The organism is Tengunoibacter tsumagoiensis (assembly GCF_003967535.1).
Lineage (GTDB): Bacteria > Chloroflexota > Ktedonobacteria > Ktedonobacterales > Ktedonobacteraceae > Tengunoibacter > Tengunoibacter tsumagoiensis.
Genome location: NZ_BIFR01000001.1, coordinates 774,566 through 792,260 on the forward strand (window position 1 = coordinate 774,566; position 17,695 = coordinate 792,260).

Genomic DNA, 17,695 nt, shown 5'->3' on the forward strand with positions numbered 1-17,695 from the left:
TTCTCGTAGGAGAGTAAGAGAGTAGAGAGAGGTCATGAGTCTGGAAGGGGGCGAGGGGCGGGTGGGGAAGCTCAGCGGACGCGACTGCGGTCGGGTCCCGTGTCCGGGGGGACAATGAATTGAGTGGTGACGGGATCAATTTATTGAGGCTGACGACAGGGGCCAGACCGCAGTCGCGCCCCGGGAAACGACCCTATACTATGATCTACCTCTTCCTGGCCCTGTGTCCGGATGCAAGACCACTTTCGAACGCCTGATACCTGTAGACCGACCCGGAATGGAAACGCCCCGGGCTGATTTGTGGTAATTTGCCTTTGGGGAAAAGAAGATGTTACAATGAATATGTCCCATTAGCTGAAGCCCATCCGGGTGACAGAGCCTACGGCAATCACCTTCCCTGGTAATTTGCCGGTTTTGTCGTTGACTGCTTTGGTCTGTGACATATTTATTGCAGACAGAAGGGGCATTTATTTATTGGTTTATTCATCGCTTTTTATCAAGCGTGTAGCCAACCAGGACCAGGAAAGTGACATTATATCAAATAGAGGTACGAGCTAACGCTGAGCAACACGATGTGCATGCTCACCAGCTTGCTCACGAAATAGGTCAGTTACCAACCAGACATCTTTCATCGCTAGCAGAGATCTCCGCCGGCGGCTCACAGCCTAAACTTCGCACCGCCCAACTCTATCGCCTTTCTGGACAGCTTTCAGCCACGCAATTAGCACAATTGACAGAACAGTTGCTGGTTGATGCAGTGGTTCAGGAGGCTCATATTACTCCTTCCGAGCAGACCCCCCAAAACACACCGACAGGCCATATCGTCGATGTGTTTTTTCATGCTGGCGTGACTGATACGCTGGCTGAAAGTGTGCTTGCCGGTGCGGCTATGCTGAATATCAGCGGGCTTGAGCATGTGGAGACTGGTCGTCGCTTTATTCTTGATGAGCGTTTGAGTGAGCCCGATCTGCATACGATTGCTCAGGCTCTGCTCTATAATGGGGTGATTCAACACTATACGGTGCAGACGGTACAGGATCAGCAGCAGGGCCGTACGCCTGAGCTGAAATCTGTTACGGCAACCGAACAGGCTGAACAGTCTATTGTACGCACGATTCCGCTCTCGCAGATGACTGATGAGCAGTTGCTGGCGGTCAGTAAAGAGGGCCTGCTCTCGCTCAATCTGGCTGAGATGCAGGCGATTCAACAACATTATCAGAGTCAGGGTCGTGAGCCAACGGATGTTGAGCTGGAGACGCTGGCCCAGACATGGTCCGAACATTGTTCGCATAAGACGTTTAAGGCGACTGTCAATTATCGTGAATTGGATGCCCAGGGCAATGAGGTGGAGAGCGAAACGATTCGCGGTCTGCTGAAGAGCTATATTATGCGTGCGACCAATGAGGTCAATCCTGATTGGCTCGTCTCGGCCTTTAGCGATAATGCGGGTATCATTCGTCTGACGGAGACGCAGGATATTGCCTTTAAAGTGGAGACGCACAATCATCCATCAGCTATTGAGCCATTTGGTGGAGCAAATACTGGCGTTGGTGGTGTGATCCGCGATGTGGTTGGTGTTTCGGCTGAGCCGATTGCCTGTACTGATGTGCTCTGCTTTGGACCGCAAGATGTCTCTAGCGAAGCGCTGCCCGCTGGTATTCTGACTCCTCGCCGTATTGCGAGTGGTGTGGTCAGTGGCGTACGCGATTATGGCAATAAGATGGGGATTCCCACGGTGAATGGTGCCGTGTTGTATGATCCAGGCTACATTTATAATCCTCTGGTCTTCTGTGGCTGTCTGGGTATTCTGCCCCATGGAAGCCATCCCAATAATGTGCAGCCTGGTGATCTGATTGTTTCGTTAGGTGGGCGTACGGGCCGCGATGGTGTTCACGGGGCAACGTTCTCTTCTGGCGAGATGAGTCTGGAGATCAATACTCAGGCCGGTACTGCGGTCCAGATCGGAGCACCGATTACCGAAAAGAAGGTCACGGATGTCATTCTTCAGGCCCGTGATCGCCAATTGTACTCGGCAATTACTGATTGTGGCGCAGGCGGCTTCTCGTCAGCTATCGGTGAGATGGGAGCGAAGACCGGCGCGAAGGTTGAGCTCTCGCATGCTCCTCTGAAATATCAGGGGCTGGCACCCTGGGAGATCTGGCTCTCTGAGGCTCAGGAGCGCATGATTATTGCGGTTCCTCCAACAAAGATTGATGAGCTGCTAGCGATCTGCGCGATTGAAGAGGTTGAGGCAACCATCCTGGGAACCTTTACAGGCGATCATCGTCTGACGCTGACATATCACGATCAGGTGGTCGCTGATATGGATATGGAGTTTCTCCATGATGGTCTTCCCAGCCGTACACTGGATGCGGTCTGGAAACGCCCTCATCTTGAAGAGGAGATGCGCCGCGCTCAGAGTATTACCGAGGATACCCATGTGGCGGCCCTTCTGAGCTCATTAAATCCTACCTTGATCTCTCTTCTGCGCCATCCCAATATTGCGTCGAAAGAAGAGATTGTCCGCCGCTATGATCATGAGGTCCGTGGGGCAACGGTTGGTAAGCCACTGGTTGGCCGCTCAAAGAATGGACCTGGCGATGCAGCGGTCTTGCAGCCATTAATTGGCGAAGATGCAAAAGCCGGTGTGGTGCTCTCAAACGGGGTCAATCCGCTGTATGGTAAGTATGATGCCTATCATATGACTGTGAATGCCGTCGATGAGGCGCTACGTAACCTGACAGCGGTTGGTGGCGATGTGGCAAGGACGGCGATTCTGGATAATTTCTGTTGGGGCAATCCCACCGATCCTGAGCAATTGGGGACGCTGGTGCGTGCGGTGAAGGGCTGCTATGATGCTGGCGTTGGCTTTGGCGTTCCCTTTATCTCCGGCAAAGATAGCCTCAATAATGAATATCGCGCCAATGGTCAGCGGCTTCCAGTCATTCCAACGATTCTGATCTCTGCGGTGAGTGTCATCGATGATGTTACACCAACTATCGATATGTCGCTCAAGGCACCGGGCAATATGCTCTTCCTGATTGGTAAGACGCGCAACGAACTGTCCGGCTCGCACTACGCCGAAGTGATCGATCCCGCATCGTTCAGTCAACATTTCCCCTATACAGAAGTCCCACAGGTTGAGATTCCTCGCGCTTATAACACAATGAAGGCGCTGGGTGAGGCGATACGAAGCGGCCTGGTCCGTTCTTGCCATGATCTGTCAGAAGGCGGCCTTGCCGTTGCCGCTGCGGAGATGGCCCTCGCCGGTCACCTGGGAGTAACGCTCTCGCTAGAACATATTACGGTGAAGAGCGCGGTAAATTTGCAGCATAGCGCCGAGACTATTACCCGGCTCTTTAGCGAATCGCCCTCGCGCTTTATTGTCGAGATTGCTCCCGAGCAGTGGGGGAGCTTTGAGCGCTTTATGCGCGATCGACAGGTCGCAGATATTACCTATATCGGTAAGGTCACACAGTCATCCCGCTTTATCGCTAACCACGGTGAAGATGAGCTCATTAATCTGAGCGTGAATGAGTTGCAGGATGCCTGGAAAGGGGGACAAGCCTGATGAGCGGCTTACGTGCATTGGTGCTACGCGCACCAGGAATCAATCGCGATCCCGATGCGGCCCTGGCCTGTCGTCTGGTTGGTTTTGAGACGGATCGCATCCATATCAATCAGTTAATTAAGCAGCCGGAGCTTCTGTTGAGTTACCAGTTTCTGGTAATTCCGGGAGGCTTCTCCTATGGCGACGATCTGGGAGCTGGCACATTGCTAGCGAAGAACCTGACCATCCACCTGGGGGAGCAGTTGCGCCAGTTTGTGGATGAGGGCCGTCCAGTGCTGGGAGTCTGCAATGGCTTCCAGGTTCTGGTGCGCGCGGGCCTCTTACCGGGCGCGTTCAGCGATGATGGCGAGACTGTTAAGGCGACCCTGACCGATAATCAGCAGGCGCAATTTGAGTGTCGCTGGGTCACACTGGCGGCCCAACCTGAGAGCAAGAGCATCTTTACCCGTGGGATTGCCCAGCCGTTTGAGACGCCGATTGCCCATGGCGAGGGCCAGTTCGTCTACTCTGGCGATCTGGCACGCTTGCGAGAAGCCGGTCAGGTTGCGCTGGTGTATACGAGCAGCAGCAGCCATGAAGGCGAGCAGGTTCCTTATCCTGAGAATCCCAATGGTTCGCTGGGAAATATTGCAGGCATCTGTAATGCTCGCGGCAATGTCATGGGCATGATGCCTCATCCAGAGAACTACGTCTCGGCCCTACAACATCCCTTGCGCCGGGGCCATATCAATGGTGAGGGCGAGGGGCTTCAGATCTTCCGCAATGCCTACGAATATGCGCAGCAACTGGCCAATCCATCGGCAACTTCAGGCTCTACCACTCCAGCGGAGCAGAAGAAGGCTGGCCTCTCTTATGCGAGCAGCGGAGTCGATGTCGAGGCAGGTGAGCGCGCCGTCAGGCTCATGAAAGAAGCTGTTCGCTCCACACAGGGGCCTGAAGTGCTGGATGGCATTGGCGCGTTTGCCGGTGTCTACAGTGCAAAGAACCTGCAAAAGATGCTCCAGCCAGCGCTGGTGGCCTCAACCGATGGCGTTGGGACCAAGACCCTGCTTGCCGCTCAGGCCAATCGCTATGATACCATCGGTTATGACATCGTCAACCATTCGATCAACGACCTGATCACTCAGGGTGCACGACCACTCTTCTTTATGGACTATCTTGCGGTCAATAAGCTTGATCCAGTTCAGGCTGCTACGATCGTCAAAAGCGTGGCTGACGCATGCCGTGAGGCCGGGTGTGCTCTTCTGGGTGGCGAGACGGCTGAGATGCCCGATGTCTATATGCCAGGCGTCTTTGATCTGGCTGGCACAATTGTTGGGGTCGTCGAGGAAGATCAGGCCAATAATGGAGCCTTAATCCAGCCTGGGGATGTGATTCTGGGGCTGGCCTCCAATGGGCTCCATACTAATGGCTACTCCCTCGCCCGTAAAGTTTTTGCCGATTACGAGCTAGAGACCGTCTTTCCTGAATTAGGCGAATCATTAGCGGATGCACTGTTGAGGCCACATCGCAGCTACCTCAAAGAGGTGACGCAGCTACGAGCCTATCTAGCTGATCGCAATCGCTATATCAAAGGGATGGCGCATATTACCGGCGGTGGTTTCCAGGGCAATATCTCGCGTATCCTCCCTCAGGGAACGCAGGCCGTCATCGAGACCAGTTCCTGGACCGTTCCGGCGCTGTTCCAGCTTCTGGCAAGACTGGGAGATATCCCCTTTGCAGAGCTCTATCGAACCTTTAATATGGGGATCGGAATGGTGATTGTGCTCTCGCCCAAGGCTGCTCTCGACGCTCGCAGCTCCCTGCCAGAACTGTTGACTATCGGCCAGATCGTTGAAGGCGAAGGTGTTGTGTTGCGCTAATCTGGTCCGGTCCTCAGGTATGCCTATTATTCATGAGCCTTTATTTTTTCCGTCCCACACATCGAGATCAGGGGCTGAGAAAGGATATTTATCATATGACCGATCAACGTACGAGTTTTGGTCCGCTTCTCAATGAGGGGAAGACAAAGCAGATCTATGCCTATCCTGACGACGGCTCTCTGGTCTACATTGTCAGCAAAGATCAGATCACCGCAGGCGATGGGGCTCGTCGCAACGAGATCGCTGGCAAATCGCACTTAAGCACTATCACGACCGCGAACGTCTTTCGGCTACTGAACGAGGGCCAGATCAAGACCCATTTCGTCAAGCAGGTCGATGAGACAACTCTGCTGGTCCGTCGCTGCGAGATGCTACCGATTGAGCATGTTCAGCGCCGCATCGCCACGGGATCGTATCTGAAGCGCCATCCAGAGATTGCTGAGGGGACGCGCTTTGATCCAGTGCTTATCGAGACCTTCTTAAAAGACGATGCTCGCCATGACCCTCAGATCTTCCACTCCGATATCCTTGAGTTAAAGCTAGCGACTCAAGAGGAGATCGAATGGATGGAGCAGGAGGGGCGGCGTGTCTTTGCCGTACTTGAGCGGGCCTGGGCCAGTGCCAACGTGACCCTGGTCGATCTCAAGATCGAATTTGGCCGCGATCCTCAAGGTCAGCTCATGGTGGCCGACGTGATCGACAACGATAGCTGGCGTCTCTGGCCCGATGGTGATAAAGCTCGTATGCTCGATAAACAGGTCTATCGCAATCTACAAGAGGTAACCCCTACCGCATTGCAAGAGATTGCCGACCGTTATGCCCTGGTGGCAGATCTCACAGGCAGACTAAAAGTTGAGTAGTTAAAGCTCATCATAATTACATGACTGTGCAATTGATGAAAATGAATATGAATCATACTACGACTCGACGCTACACAATGGCCTCAGCGATGATGCCCGTAGCACTATTTCAGCCTTCAGGAAGGAACTGAATATGGAGCGATTACACGACGCATGCGGAATCGTCGGCATTTATGTACCTCAGAATGAGCAGAATCTCGACGTGCGGCGTTATATAACTCTAGCCCTGACCGCATTGCAGCACCGTGGTCAGGAGAGTGCGGGCATGGCGGTCTATGATAGCGCGGGAGAGATTGCTCACCGCGTTGGGATGGGCAAGGTGCGCGAAGTTTTCCAGGATTCAGGGACATCGCTCCCTGAAACGCGCTGTGGCATCGGCCATGTGCGCTATTCGACCACGGGCTCAAGCTGTGTTGAGAATGCCGGACCCTTTGTTGTAGGTGGTCGTGGGGGCCAGTATGAAACGATCGCCCTGGCCCACAATGGGAATATCGTCAATGGTGAGGCTCTGCGCCATCTTTTCCCCGATGAGGCCCTTTTCCATTCAACAACTGAGAGCGAAGTCCTGGCCCTGTTGCTGCTACAAGCTGAGGGCAAGACCCTGCGCGAGCGCATGATTACAACCTTCCCACTGCTGCGTGGCTCATACAGCCTGGTCATTCTGGCTGAGGGCAAGCTCTATGCCATGCGCGATCCCTGGGGCATGCGTCCCCTCTGCCTGGGCAAGATCGGCAACACCTGGATCGCCGCCTCTGAGTCCTGTGCCCTTGATCGCATGGGAGCAACCTTTGTGCGCGAAGTTGAGCCCGGCGAGCTGATTACCATCGACGAAGACGGAATGCGTGCCGAGCGCCTGGTTCAGATGCAGAACCATTCGCTCTGCGTCTTTGAACATATCTACTTCTCCGATGCCACCAGCCGCCTGAATGATGCCTACGTTTATAATGTACGTGAGGCCCTTGGTCGCGAGCTGGCTCATGAGCATCCGTTACAGGCTGATCTCGTAGTGCCTGTTCCTGATTCGGCCATTCCCGCCACACTGGGCTATGCAGAGGCCTCGGGTATCCCCTATGGGCAGGCCATCATCAAGAATCGGTATAGCGATCGCACCTTTATCAAACCTGATCAGCGCCTCCGCCAGATGGAGGTAGACTTAAAGTTTAATCTCGTGCAGCCAAAGATTGAGGGAGCTCGCCTGATTATTGTGGACGACTCAATTGTGCGTGGAAATACCATGAAGCGGTTGGTCTCGGCTATTCGTAATCGTGGTGCACGCGAGATTCATCTGCTCTCCAGTGCGCCACCCCTGCGCTACCCCTGCTACTTTGGCATTGATATTCCGCAGGAGGCTGAGCTGATTGCTGCTGGACGATCGGTTGAGGAGATTGCAGAATATATTGGTGTTGATAGCCTGGGCTATCTCAGCCTGGCCGGACTTGGTCGAGCGTTAGAGTCCGCCACGCAATCTACTGGCAAGCCCGTCCAGCCACGCATGAATGACGAGCAGGCGGAGCAGCTATTAGATCGAGAATTTTGCTATGGCTGTATGGAGACGCGTGGCTGGCCCTTTGATCCAATTGCAGGGGCCAGGCATGGGGCGCAACATGCAACCTTCATCCCACGTGATACTGTGATGAGAGGCAAGTAGTCGGGACTCTGCTGGTAGCGCAATCCATTCTTGACATAGCATCTTAGTGAACTACCGCTGAGCTGAAGACTCAGCGGCTTCTTCGGAAGCCGTTGGATCGACGGTTTGGTCGCTTCTTCGGAAGCTCAAGTTCACCAGACTCAGCCCCAGAAATGGGAGCTCCGTTCAATTGGTCATGACACCTGCGGTTGACGCATCAGACCGCTGCTCTGTCGTTTGGAGTTAAGAAGATTTGAGGAAAGGATCGGTGCTCCAAGCACAACAAGCCTTTTGAACCTTGTCGAGATGAGGTCGGATTCTCCTGGTGGTCACAGCCAGTAGATACGCATCACCCGGCTCTGCCGGAGTTTTTTGAGTCCATGGGTGTGCTGGTTTCTTTTGAAGGGACCTGCACATCCGGCGATTCATCCACGAAGCTGAAGACTTCGTGGTTTTCTCGCCAAAGGCCATTATAAAACATCTTAGCCTGGCACCTTCTTTGGAGCGTTCTCATTGTGTGAGCTTCCAGAAAGGTGCCATTCTACGGATGACACAATACACCACACGATACATGACACTATCAAAGTAAACGTTCATGAAAGGGTTTCACCACCCCTGCATGAAACCTTTATTTTCAGTAGAGATATTGGAGGTCTTTTATGCGCGTATTCGTCATTGGTTCAGGCGCACGCGAACATGCTCTTGTCTGGAAGCTAGATCAGAGTCCACGAGTAGAGAAGATCTATGTCGCCCCAGGTAATCCCGGTATGACCCCTTATGCCGAGCGTGTGTCGATTAATATGAATCAGCTCCAGGAGCTTGCAACCTTTGCAGAGCAGCAGCAGATAGATCTGACCATCGTTGGACCCGAAGTGCCCCTGATCGATGGCATTGTGGATCTGTTTCGTGAGCGCGGTCTGCGCATCTTTGGCCCTGATCGAGCCGGAGCGGCTCTTGAGGGCAGCAAAGCCTTTACCAAAGAGCTGCTGCTCTCTGCTGGAATCCCTTCCGCTCGCCATCAAACATTTCATTCATATGCAGAGGCGAAGGCGTACCTTGAGCAACATGGAGCTCCGATTGTCCTGAAGGCCGATGGCAACGCTGCTGGTAAGGGCGCGATTGTCGCTCTTGATCTGGAGACTGCGCAGGATGCTCTTAAACAGATGATGGTTGACCGCATCTTTGGCGTTGCAGGCGACACTGTCGTACTTGAGGACTATTTACAGGGGGATGAGATCGGCGCAACCGCGATCTGCAATGGCACTCATTTTCTGCCATTGCTCCTGTCGCAGGATCACAAACGTGCCCTGGATCACGATCAGGGCCTGAATACTGGCGGTATGGGAGTCTTTACGCCATTGCCTTTTGTAAACAAAACGCAGGAGGCCGAGATCTATGAGCAGGTAGTTCTCGCCACCCTCAAGGCACTACAGGCGCGGGATATTACCTTTACAGGTGTTCTGTACTCAAATATCATGCTCACGGCTCAAGGGCCCATGGTCATCGAGCATAATACACGCTTTGGCGATCCTGAGACGCAGGCGTTTATGCTCCTCTTGAAAGAGGATCTACTCAACGTGCTGGGCTTTGTGGATGGCGAAGAGGTTGACGTGCAGAACCTCTGGTATCCCGGCTCTGCCGTTAGCCTGACCCTGGCCGCTGGTGGCTATCCAGGGAACTATCAATCTGGTCTTCCCATCACAGGTATTGAAGAGGCCAACAAGCTTGAGAACGTCCAGGTTTTCCATGCTGGAACAGCCCTGAAAGATGGTCAGCTCGTGACCGCAGGAGGGCGTGTTCTGAGCATTGCTGCTCGAGGAGACACTTTGCAGGAGGCCGTCGATCGCGTGTACGAGGCAGCTACCTACATTCATTTTGAGGGAATGCATTACCGCAAAGATATTGCCCATCGGGGCCTGGCGGTCAGAAAATAAACAGAGATAAAAGCGGGTCCTCCGCCGTTTGTGATCGCTCACAGATGGTGGAGGACCCGCTTTTATAATGGAAACAGTAGATGTACTGTAAATGTGCTCTAAATCTAGAAGCCCATACCGCCCATACCAGGCATACCACCCATACCGGGGGCGCCAGCAGGAGCAGCAGGAGTCTCTTCAGGGATATCAGAGATCAGGGTATCGGTAGAGAGAACCATGCTCGCAATGCTCACAGCGTTCTGGAGAGCCGAGCGGGTCACCTTTACAGGATCGATGATACCAGCTTTGACCATATCGACATACTCATCGGTCAGAGCGTTATAGCCATAGCCACGGGGGCTATTGCGGACGCCATTCACAATCACAGCGCCATCGCGGCCAGCATTGTGAGCGATCTGGCGCAGAGGCTCTTCAAGGGCGCGGCGGAGAATATTCAGACCAGTCGCCTCTTCACCCTCAAGTTTCACACTGTCCAGAGCCGACAGAGCACCGATCAGAGCAGAACCGCCGCCAGGGACGATCCCCTCTTCAATTGCAGCGCGGGTAGCCGAGAGAGCATCCTCAACGCGATGCTTCTTCTCTTTCATCTCCACCTCGGTAGCAGCACCGACGCGGATCACACCAACGCCACCGGAGAGCTTCGCCAGGCGCTCCTGGAGCTTCTCGCGATCATAGTCGCTCGTTGTCTCATTGATCAACATGCGAATCTGAGAGACGCGAGCCTGGATATCCTGAGGAGAGCCAGCTCCCTCAACAATCGTCGTCACATCCTTCGTTGCAGTAATCGTGCGAGCGCGGCCCAGATCCTGTAACACAGCATTCTCGAGCTTCAGGCCCTTCTTCTCAGTGATCACAGTTGCGCCGGTCAGGATCGCAATATCTTCCAACATAGCATCGCGGCGATCGCCAAAGCCAGGAGCCTTCACGCCCAGAACATTGAACGCACCACGCATCTTGTTGACAACCAGCGTAGCCAGAGCCTCACCATCGATATCCTCAGCAATAATAACCAGATCCTTGCGGCCAGTCTGTAGCACAGCCTCTAACAGAGGCAGGATATCAGCAATTGCGCTAATCTTCTTATCCGTCACCAGGATGAAAGCATCATTGAGCTCGGCAACTGTGCGCTCTTGATTGCTAGCCATATAAGAAGACAGGAAACCACGATCGAACTGCATACCCTCGGTATACTCTTTCTCCGTGGTGATACCGCGGCCCTCTTCAACGGTAATCACACCGTCTTTGCCGACCTTCTCCATAACTTCAGCGATCAGATTACCAATCTCAGCATCGCCAGCGGAAATAGAAGCGACCTGAGCAATCTCTTCGCGGGTCTCGACCGGTTTGGCATGAGACTTAATCTCAGCGATCACGGCCTCAACACCTTTTTCCAGACCACGGCGCAGAATCATTGGGTTTGCACCAGCGGCCAGGTTCTTCAGACCCTCATTAACCACCGCATGGGCCAGAACGGTTGCAGTCGTGGTGCCATCGCCAGCTACATCATTGGTCTTCGTAGCGGCTTCTTTCAACAGTTGAGCCCCCATGTTCTCAAATGGATCTGGCAGCTCAATCTCGCGAGCAATCGAAACGCCATCATTGGTAATCGTTGGTGAACCGAACTTCTTATCCAGAACAACGTTGCGGCCCTTGGGTCCAATTGTTACGCGGACCGCATCCGCCACCGTGTCCATTCCCTTTTTCAGGGAGTAGCGCGCCTTCTCGTCAAACTGTAGTCGCTTTGCCACAAACGTACTCCTCTAATCTAACTGTCTATGTCTTCTATTAAGAGAAACTTAAGAGAAACTACTCCACAATGCCCATGACATCGGTTTCGCGGAGAATCAAATACTCCTGGCCATCAATTTTGACCTCGGTGCCAGCATACTTCGCGAAGAGAATCCGCTGTCCAACCTCGATCTCGACCTTGGTGCGTTTGCCATTATCCAGAATTTTTCCGGGGCCGACTGCGAGCACCTCGCCCTCCTGGGGCTTCTCTTTGGCGGTATCAGGCAGAACAATGCCGCTCTTCGTGACGCTCTCGCGGGCCAGGCCCTTTACAACGAGGCGATCACCTAGTGGTTGCAGCTTGGTTGACATTCTCCATTCCTCCCTGTTGATCTTTGTATTTCAAGAAGGCAAGGTGAACCTCGCCCCCACAGTTTTTAGCACTCTATTCGCGAGAGTGCGAACCGGCTATATAATACAACATCGTTTAGCAATTCGCAAGTGGATTTGCCAGGAGATGCGATTGATTTTCTTCTCGTTCCTAAGGAAATGCGGGAAGTTGCTCATTCTCCCTTCACTTCCCTCTTTGAAGATGCTATACTGCACTTAGGAACGCTGTCTATAGCTTGCTTGCTGAGTTGCCAGTACGACTTTTGGGCTCTCTTGTAGAATTGTTACGCGACTTTTATCATCCTCTTGCGTATCTCTGTTAGAGCCCCTTTAAGTAGGTGAGATCGAGAGAGCTGAAGCTTTCAGCGTGACGAGGCCTGGTGGTGAAGCGGTGGTAGTTGTGAAGATGGTGGGGGAGGCTGCCAGTGAGTCTGAACATTGTCCCACTTCAGATCTCAATCGTCTGTATTGTGTTGCCTATAACAACGATAATAGCAGAAACACATGAGAGAACAACGTGGCCCCGAGAAAAAAGGTGGCCTTCAGCGCTTTGGAAATTATGATCTCGTGCGCCGCATCGATGTTGGCGGGATGGGCGAGGTCTATTTAGCGCGTCAGCGCACAGCATTTGATCGCGAGGTGGCGGTAAAGATTATCCGCTCCGATCTCATGTATGATGTGACGGCCCGCCGCCGTTTTCAGCGCGAGGCTGAAGTGAGCTCCTATATTAAGCATGAGCATATCCTGCCGCTCTTCGAGTTTGGTGAAGAGCAGGGCCGGCTCTTTCTGGTCACTCCCTATATTAAGGGAGGGACGCTTGGTCAGCGTATCCAACAGGGGGCGCTGGCCCTTTCCGATGTGCAGATCCTGTTTACCGCTCTCCTGAAGGCTGTCGCCTATCTGCATAAGCGCGGCGTGATCCATCGTGATCTCAAGCCCAGCAATATTCTGCTGGATCAGGAAGAGGATAGCGGCCAGGTGTATGTGCGCTTGATCGACTTTGGCATTGCGACGCAGCAAGGAGCGTCGGCCAGTCCTCCTTTGACGGCTGCCGGACATGAGATGGGGACTTTCGCCTATCTTGCGCCTGAACGCGTTAATGGTGTTGCGGCCCCCAGCAACGATATCTATTCGCTGGGTGTGATCTTATATCAGATGTTGACCGGCGTCCTACCTACGCCTGAAACTGTTAATGTGCTGCCTCAGCCGCTGGCGCAAGTGGTTCAACGCTGTCTGGCACCTGATCCACGTGATCGCTTTGCTTCAGCCGACGAGCTGCTACAGGCCTTTGAATATGCCTGTCGGCTATTGACAAGCTCTCGCGTCTCGTCGGTTCTGGCAAAACCAGCGACGCCCCAATCACAATCAGCGGCAGCCGCATCACCTCTTGCTGGCGAAGTAACTCTGATCGAGCAGCTATCTGAGCCAATCTCAAACTCCTCGCTGCCCGAGCCAGTCTCGCGACCCATACGGCCACGCACACAGGAGATAGAACCAGTTGTTCCCGTAACGCCAACTCCTACCGCCGTCCCGGTTGTACGTGCGGCTGATTCCAGGCTCTCGCTTTCTGCCGAGCAGCAGGGCTCATTTAGTGGCGATGACTATGGGGCCGTTACCTCGCGCCTGAACCCGCTCCATGAGAAGCCCCACAGTGGAAAATTAGCGCCGAAGCCGCGACAGAAGCGACAGCGTAAGGGGCCATCTGCCTTTGTGCTGGTAACCATTCTGACCATCGTTGTGGTGTTTATAATCTCTGGCCTTGGCTATCTCCTCTATATAAACTCAGTCTCGGCCACGGTCGCCATTGGACCGCGCGTCCAACCCATCAATAGCGTCTTCACGCTTACGGCCAAGCCGGGTCAGAATGTCAAACCAGATGTGAATGCCTCCATTATTCCAGCCTATGTGCTTAATAGCACCAAAACCAGCACTCAGCAGGCAAGCACTACAGGGCAGTCAAACTGCGTATTTGGCATTCTGGATTGTCAGCAATCCGTCTCCATTGAGGATATTAGCTCTCTGGCCGATACCATGCGAACAAGCCTGAAGGCCCAGGTAGATCAGGACCTGCGTAAGCAAGCGTCTGACAAAGGTTATACACCAGTTGGAAAAACAGTATACCAGGATAGCAACCTTTCCTCGAACCCTCCGCTGGGATCGCCTGGCAAGACCGTCGCCGTAACTCTATCGGAGCAGGGGAGCATTGAATGTGTCAAGGCTCAGGATTCGCATGATATGGCGGTCACGCTACTGCAAAAAAAGTTAGACCCCAATTATGAACTATTGAGCTCGTTAACGCAGATCAGCCAGCCTGTCATTCAAGGTGTGGGCAGTAATGGCAATGTTACGATCGCGATCGCCGTTGCCAGTATCGAGCGCTACAAGATCACCCAGAATGAGCTGAACGACATTCAGTATCACATTAAAGGGATGACGCAGAAGCAAGCCCATGATTTTATAGCGAAGAGCCCGAACCTGGACCCTCAATCCATTACCGTTCATCTGACCTATGGCGATACCGTTCCCAACAATACGCAGCAGATTAAGGTAACGACGATTAATCCGACGAATCTACCAGCGATCCAATTGCCACCTGTGCCGACTCCAAAGGCCACAGCATAACCTCTTTTGGAGGTAATGTTGACTTGACTTGACGTGAGGGCAGACACTACAATATTGGTGGATAGATCTATCGTGTTCTCACTATGGAGGTAACTTACATGCCCTTGTACGAGTACTACTGCTCGGACTGCAAAAGCAAATTTGAATTGATCACCAGTCACAAACATGCCGATGACATCGTCTGTATGAAATGTCATAGCGAAAAAGTGCGCCGTATGATCTCGGTCTTTTCGGCCAGACGTGGTGGCGAGAACTTCTCGTTCGACGATGCACCTGCGAGTGGTGGTTGTGGCTGCGGTAACGGCTCATGCGGCTGTCACTAATCAGGAGCCAGCCCTCTTTTTGTCCTAAGCCAACGAAATCAGGTCTTTTTTTATGTTCAATAAAGTGAGCTATCGACGCGGCGTCATAGAAGGGGTCATAATCTATACGCTAGGTCGGCTTGGTGCGCTCATCTCCCCTGTTGTCTTTCCCGATTGGACGTATGTTGCGGCACCATTGCTGTTCTGGTCTTTCATGTTTATTTTCCCCTCATTCTGGGCCACGCGACGCATTCTTTCAACACGACGAGAACGTTTGAGCAAACGTTTCTGGCTTCTGGGTCCTCGGCTGGCGGCCATCTGCTTTGCCATTGACCTGTTCTTAAGCCTGGCAATTGGTCAGGCTGTTAAACTGTTTGGGGTTCAGCAAGGACCAGTGTTGTTGCGACTGCTCCAGAGCGGTCCTGACCATATGAGCCTGCTTCAATTTGGAGTAGCGGAGCTCTTATCGGCTTCGTTGTTTGCCTTTTTTACCATGGGTGTCATCTGCACACGGCTGGCGCAAGGTGGGTTTTTACGTTTTACGATGCCAGCGGGTGGCAATCGTGTAACACTCTAGGCGCTTTTTCTGTCTGGCCCTCATAGGAAGGGTAGGCATAAAGAAATAATTAAAAAAGTGAACATAGTAGGTGGGGCAGAACCCGATGTGCCCCTTATTTTTGTGTGAGCTCCCCAGTCAACCATTGTGTATGAGCACAGAGAAGCGGATTGAGCCCCAATAGTAAGTCATGTTGCTTCTCTCTTGCGCATTTGTTACAATGACGTTGAAGCGGAGCTTTAATGGCATGCCTGTTGCTATATCCTCACCACGAGATGTGTCAACCGCACATTTCATCCCCTCACTCCTACCTATGGTACGCGAGGAGACCGGCCAGGTCAAGTGAGTGGCGGGCAGGGCATGAGAAAGGTTTGGTTGTGACCTGTGTCAAAAGTGTATGCAATTGCCAATCAGAAGGGCGGCGTCGGAAAAACCACTACAGCAATCAACCTGGCGACATATTTAGCGGCGGCTGGGCAGAAGGTGCTGCTCGTCGATATGGACCCACAGGCCAATGCCTCTAGTGGTATTGGGGTTCTGAAGAATAAGCGCGAGCATACGATCTATGATGTGCTTGTACAGCAGAACGATGAGATTTCAATCTTTGATATTATCGTTCCTTCGGCGCGCCGAGAGCTGGTTGTGGCTCCCTGTACGGTTGATCTGGCGGCGGCTGAGATCGAACTGGTGGGGGCATTGGCTCGTGAGCAACGCCTGCGGCAGGTGTTAGAGCCTATTCGCGAGCGTTGTGATTATGTGATTATTGATTGTCCTCCTTCGCTTGGCCTCTTGACTATTAATGCGCTGGTGGCGGCTGATGCAATTCTAATCCCGATTCAATGTGAATATCTGGCACTTGAGGGGTTAACACAGTTGCTCAATACCGTCAATATTGTGAAGAAACATTTGAACCCCAGTCTCTTTATTGTCGGTGTGGTGATGACGATGTTTGATTCGCGTACGCGTCTGGCTGGTGATATTGTCCGTGAGGTGCGTAACCATTTTCCTGAAGAGGCATTTCAGACGATTATCAATCGTAATGTACGTCTTAGTGAGGCCCCCAGTTTTGGGCAGGCTATTCTTGATTATGATCCCACCTCCCCTGGTGGATTGGCTTATCGTGCACTCGCCGAGGAGGTAATAGCTCGTGGCTAAGCAAAAGTTTGGTCTGGGGCGTGGGCTGGACGCTTTAATTTCCGGCGCTTCCGATGTGATGACGGCCCAGCAGGCTGCTCAAGCGGTAAATAGCCCGTTGCAGATGGTGCCGATTGAAAGTATTCTGCCTAATCCGCGCCAGCCACGCCGTATCTTTTTGGAGAATGACCCTCGCTTGCAGGAGCTAAGCGATTCAATTAAAGAACATGGTCTGCTCCAACCTATTGTGGTCTTGCGTATGGACGAAACAGAGGAAGAGGCCAAAAAGAAGAGCCAGTCTGCTGCCAGCGGCTGGCTGGATGATGTTGCCCCCACGGCCACAAGCTCTGTCTCGATTGTCAAATATCAGATCATTGCTGGCGAACGACGCTGGCGAGCCTCGCGACTGGCCGGCCTTAAAGAAGTTCCGGTGATTATCAAAGATGTGAATCCGCAGGAGATGTTTGAGCTGGCCCTGATTGAGAATATTCAGCGCGCCGATCTCAATCCTATCGAGGAGGCTCTGGCCTATCAGACGCTGGTTCAGGAGTTTGGTCTGACACAGGAGCAGGTCTCTAAACAGGTTGGGAAGGATCGCTCGACGATTACGAACTCTATTCGCTTATTGCAATTAGCCCCCAGGGTCCGCGATGCTCTGGTCAATCAGTCTCATGTCTTTACTGAGGGACATGCTCGCGCCCTGCTGAGCATTGCTCGCGAAGAGGATCAGGTGCATGCGATGGAGCAGATTATTGCGCAACGTCTGAATGTACGCCAGGCCGAAGAGCTCGCCGCTCGCATCAAGACGGCCGAGAATGTTGAGGCCGCTATTGAACAGATCGGCAAGGCTCCTCAACGCGAGGAGGAGCTTGATGAGCTCGAAAGTAATTTCCGCTCTGCCCTGATGGTCAAGGTCGATCTCAAACGGAATGCCAAAGGCAAGGGAACGCTTGTCCTCCACTTTAATAATCAAGATGAGCTGGAAGCATTATATAATCGTCTGGTTAAAGAATAATCTCCAAAAAGATCGCCACGGCCATCATCCATCATGTCCGTGGCGATCTCTCATACAATAAAGCCCCTCATAAGCGATTTATCGTTCCAAGAAG

Annotated in this window: 12 protein-coding genes; 10 read left to right on the forward strand and 2 right to left on the reverse strand. The window is 52.9% G+C overall.

Annotated elements, in window-relative coordinates; translation table 11 throughout:
• Positions 1-526: 526 nt before the first annotated feature.
• The 5 genes from purL to purD all read left to right on the forward strand — a co-directional run bounded on the left by purL (position 527) and on the right by purD (position 9,854).
• On the forward strand, positions 527-3,571 hold the full coding sequence (gene purL / locus EL628_RS03050) for a phosphoribosylformylglycinamidine synthase subunit PurL (RefSeq protein WP_218028860.1): 3,045 nt from the start codon (positions 527-529) through the stop codon (positions 3,569-3,571).
• Positions 3,571-5,433: a phosphoribosylformylglycinamidine cyclo-ligase gene (gene purM, locus EL628_RS30295; RefSeq protein ID WP_126578325.1), complete on the forward strand. Its 1,863-nt coding sequence runs from the start codon at positions 3,571-3,573 to the stop codon at positions 5,431-5,433. Before purL ends, purM begins: the two co-directional genes overlap by 1 nt.
• A 95-nt stretch (positions 5,434-5,528) precedes the next feature.
• A complete protein-coding gene (locus EL628_RS03060; protein ID WP_126578326.1) occupies positions 5,529-6,293 on the forward strand; it encodes a phosphoribosylaminoimidazolesuccinocarboxamide synthase in 765 nt (254 codons plus the stop codon).
• Between the two features lie 133 nt (positions 6,294-6,426).
• Positions 6,427-7,941, forward strand: coding sequence for an amidophosphoribosyltransferase (gene purF / locus EL628_RS03065; RefSeq protein ID WP_126578327.1), 1,515 nt, complete (start codon positions 6,427-6,429; stop codon positions 7,939-7,941).
• 638 nt (positions 7,942-8,579) lie between these two features.
• Complete coding sequence (gene purD, locus EL628_RS03070) at positions 8,580-9,854, forward strand: phosphoribosylamine--glycine ligase (RefSeq protein WP_126578328.1); 1,275 nt, start codon at positions 8,580-8,582, stop codon at positions 9,852-9,854.
• A 104-nt stretch (positions 9,855-9,958) separates the two neighbouring features.
• Here the strand turns inward: purD and groL are convergent, their stop codons facing one another.
• Together groL and groES are read right to left on the reverse strand one after the other, a co-directional pair.
• On the reverse strand, positions 9,959-11,602 hold the full coding sequence (groL, locus tag EL628_RS03075; protein WP_126578329.1) for a chaperonin GroEL: 1,644 nt from the start codon (positions 11,600-11,602) through the stop codon (positions 9,959-9,961).
• Between the two features lie 58 nt (positions 11,603-11,660).
• The gene (groES, locus tag EL628_RS03080) at positions 11,661-11,954 is read right to left on the reverse strand and encodes a co-chaperone GroES (RefSeq protein ID WP_126578330.1); all 294 of its coding nucleotides are present in this window, start codon (positions 11,952-11,954) and stop codon (positions 11,661-11,663) included.
• Between the two features lie 522 nt (positions 11,955-12,476).
• Between groES and EL628_RS03085 the strand changes: the two genes are divergently transcribed.
• The 5 genes from EL628_RS03085 to EL628_RS03105 all read left to right on the forward strand — a co-directional run bounded on the left by EL628_RS03085 (position 12,477) and on the right by EL628_RS03105 (position 17,601).
• On the forward strand, positions 12,477-14,594 hold the full coding sequence (locus EL628_RS03085) for a serine/threonine protein kinase (RefSeq protein WP_126578331.1): 2,118 nt from the start codon (positions 12,477-12,479) through the stop codon (positions 14,592-14,594).
• A 98-nt stretch (positions 14,595-14,692) separates the two neighbouring features.
• Complete coding sequence (locus EL628_RS30945) at positions 14,693-14,917, forward strand: FmdB family zinc ribbon protein (RefSeq protein WP_161975236.1); 225 nt, start codon at positions 14,693-14,695, stop codon at positions 14,915-14,917.
• Between the two features lie 52 nt (positions 14,918-14,969).
• Positions 14,970-15,473 carry a hypothetical protein gene (locus EL628_RS03095; RefSeq protein ID WP_126578333.1) on the forward strand — a complete coding sequence of 168 codons (504 nt, stop codon included), beginning with the start codon at positions 14,970-14,972 and terminating at the stop codon, positions 15,471-15,473.
• 363 nt (positions 15,474-15,836) lie between these two features.
• Positions 15,837-16,607 (forward strand): ParA family protein, encoded by a 771-nt coding sequence (locus EL628_RS03100; protein WP_126578334.1) that lies wholly within the window; start codon positions 15,837-15,839, stop codon positions 16,605-16,607.
• A complete protein-coding gene (locus EL628_RS03105; protein WP_126578335.1) occupies positions 16,600-17,601 on the forward strand; it encodes a ParB/RepB/Spo0J family partition protein in 1,002 nt (333 codons plus the stop codon). Before EL628_RS03100 ends, EL628_RS03105 begins: the two co-directional genes overlap by 8 nt.
• Positions 17,602-17,695 lie beyond the last annotated feature (94 nt).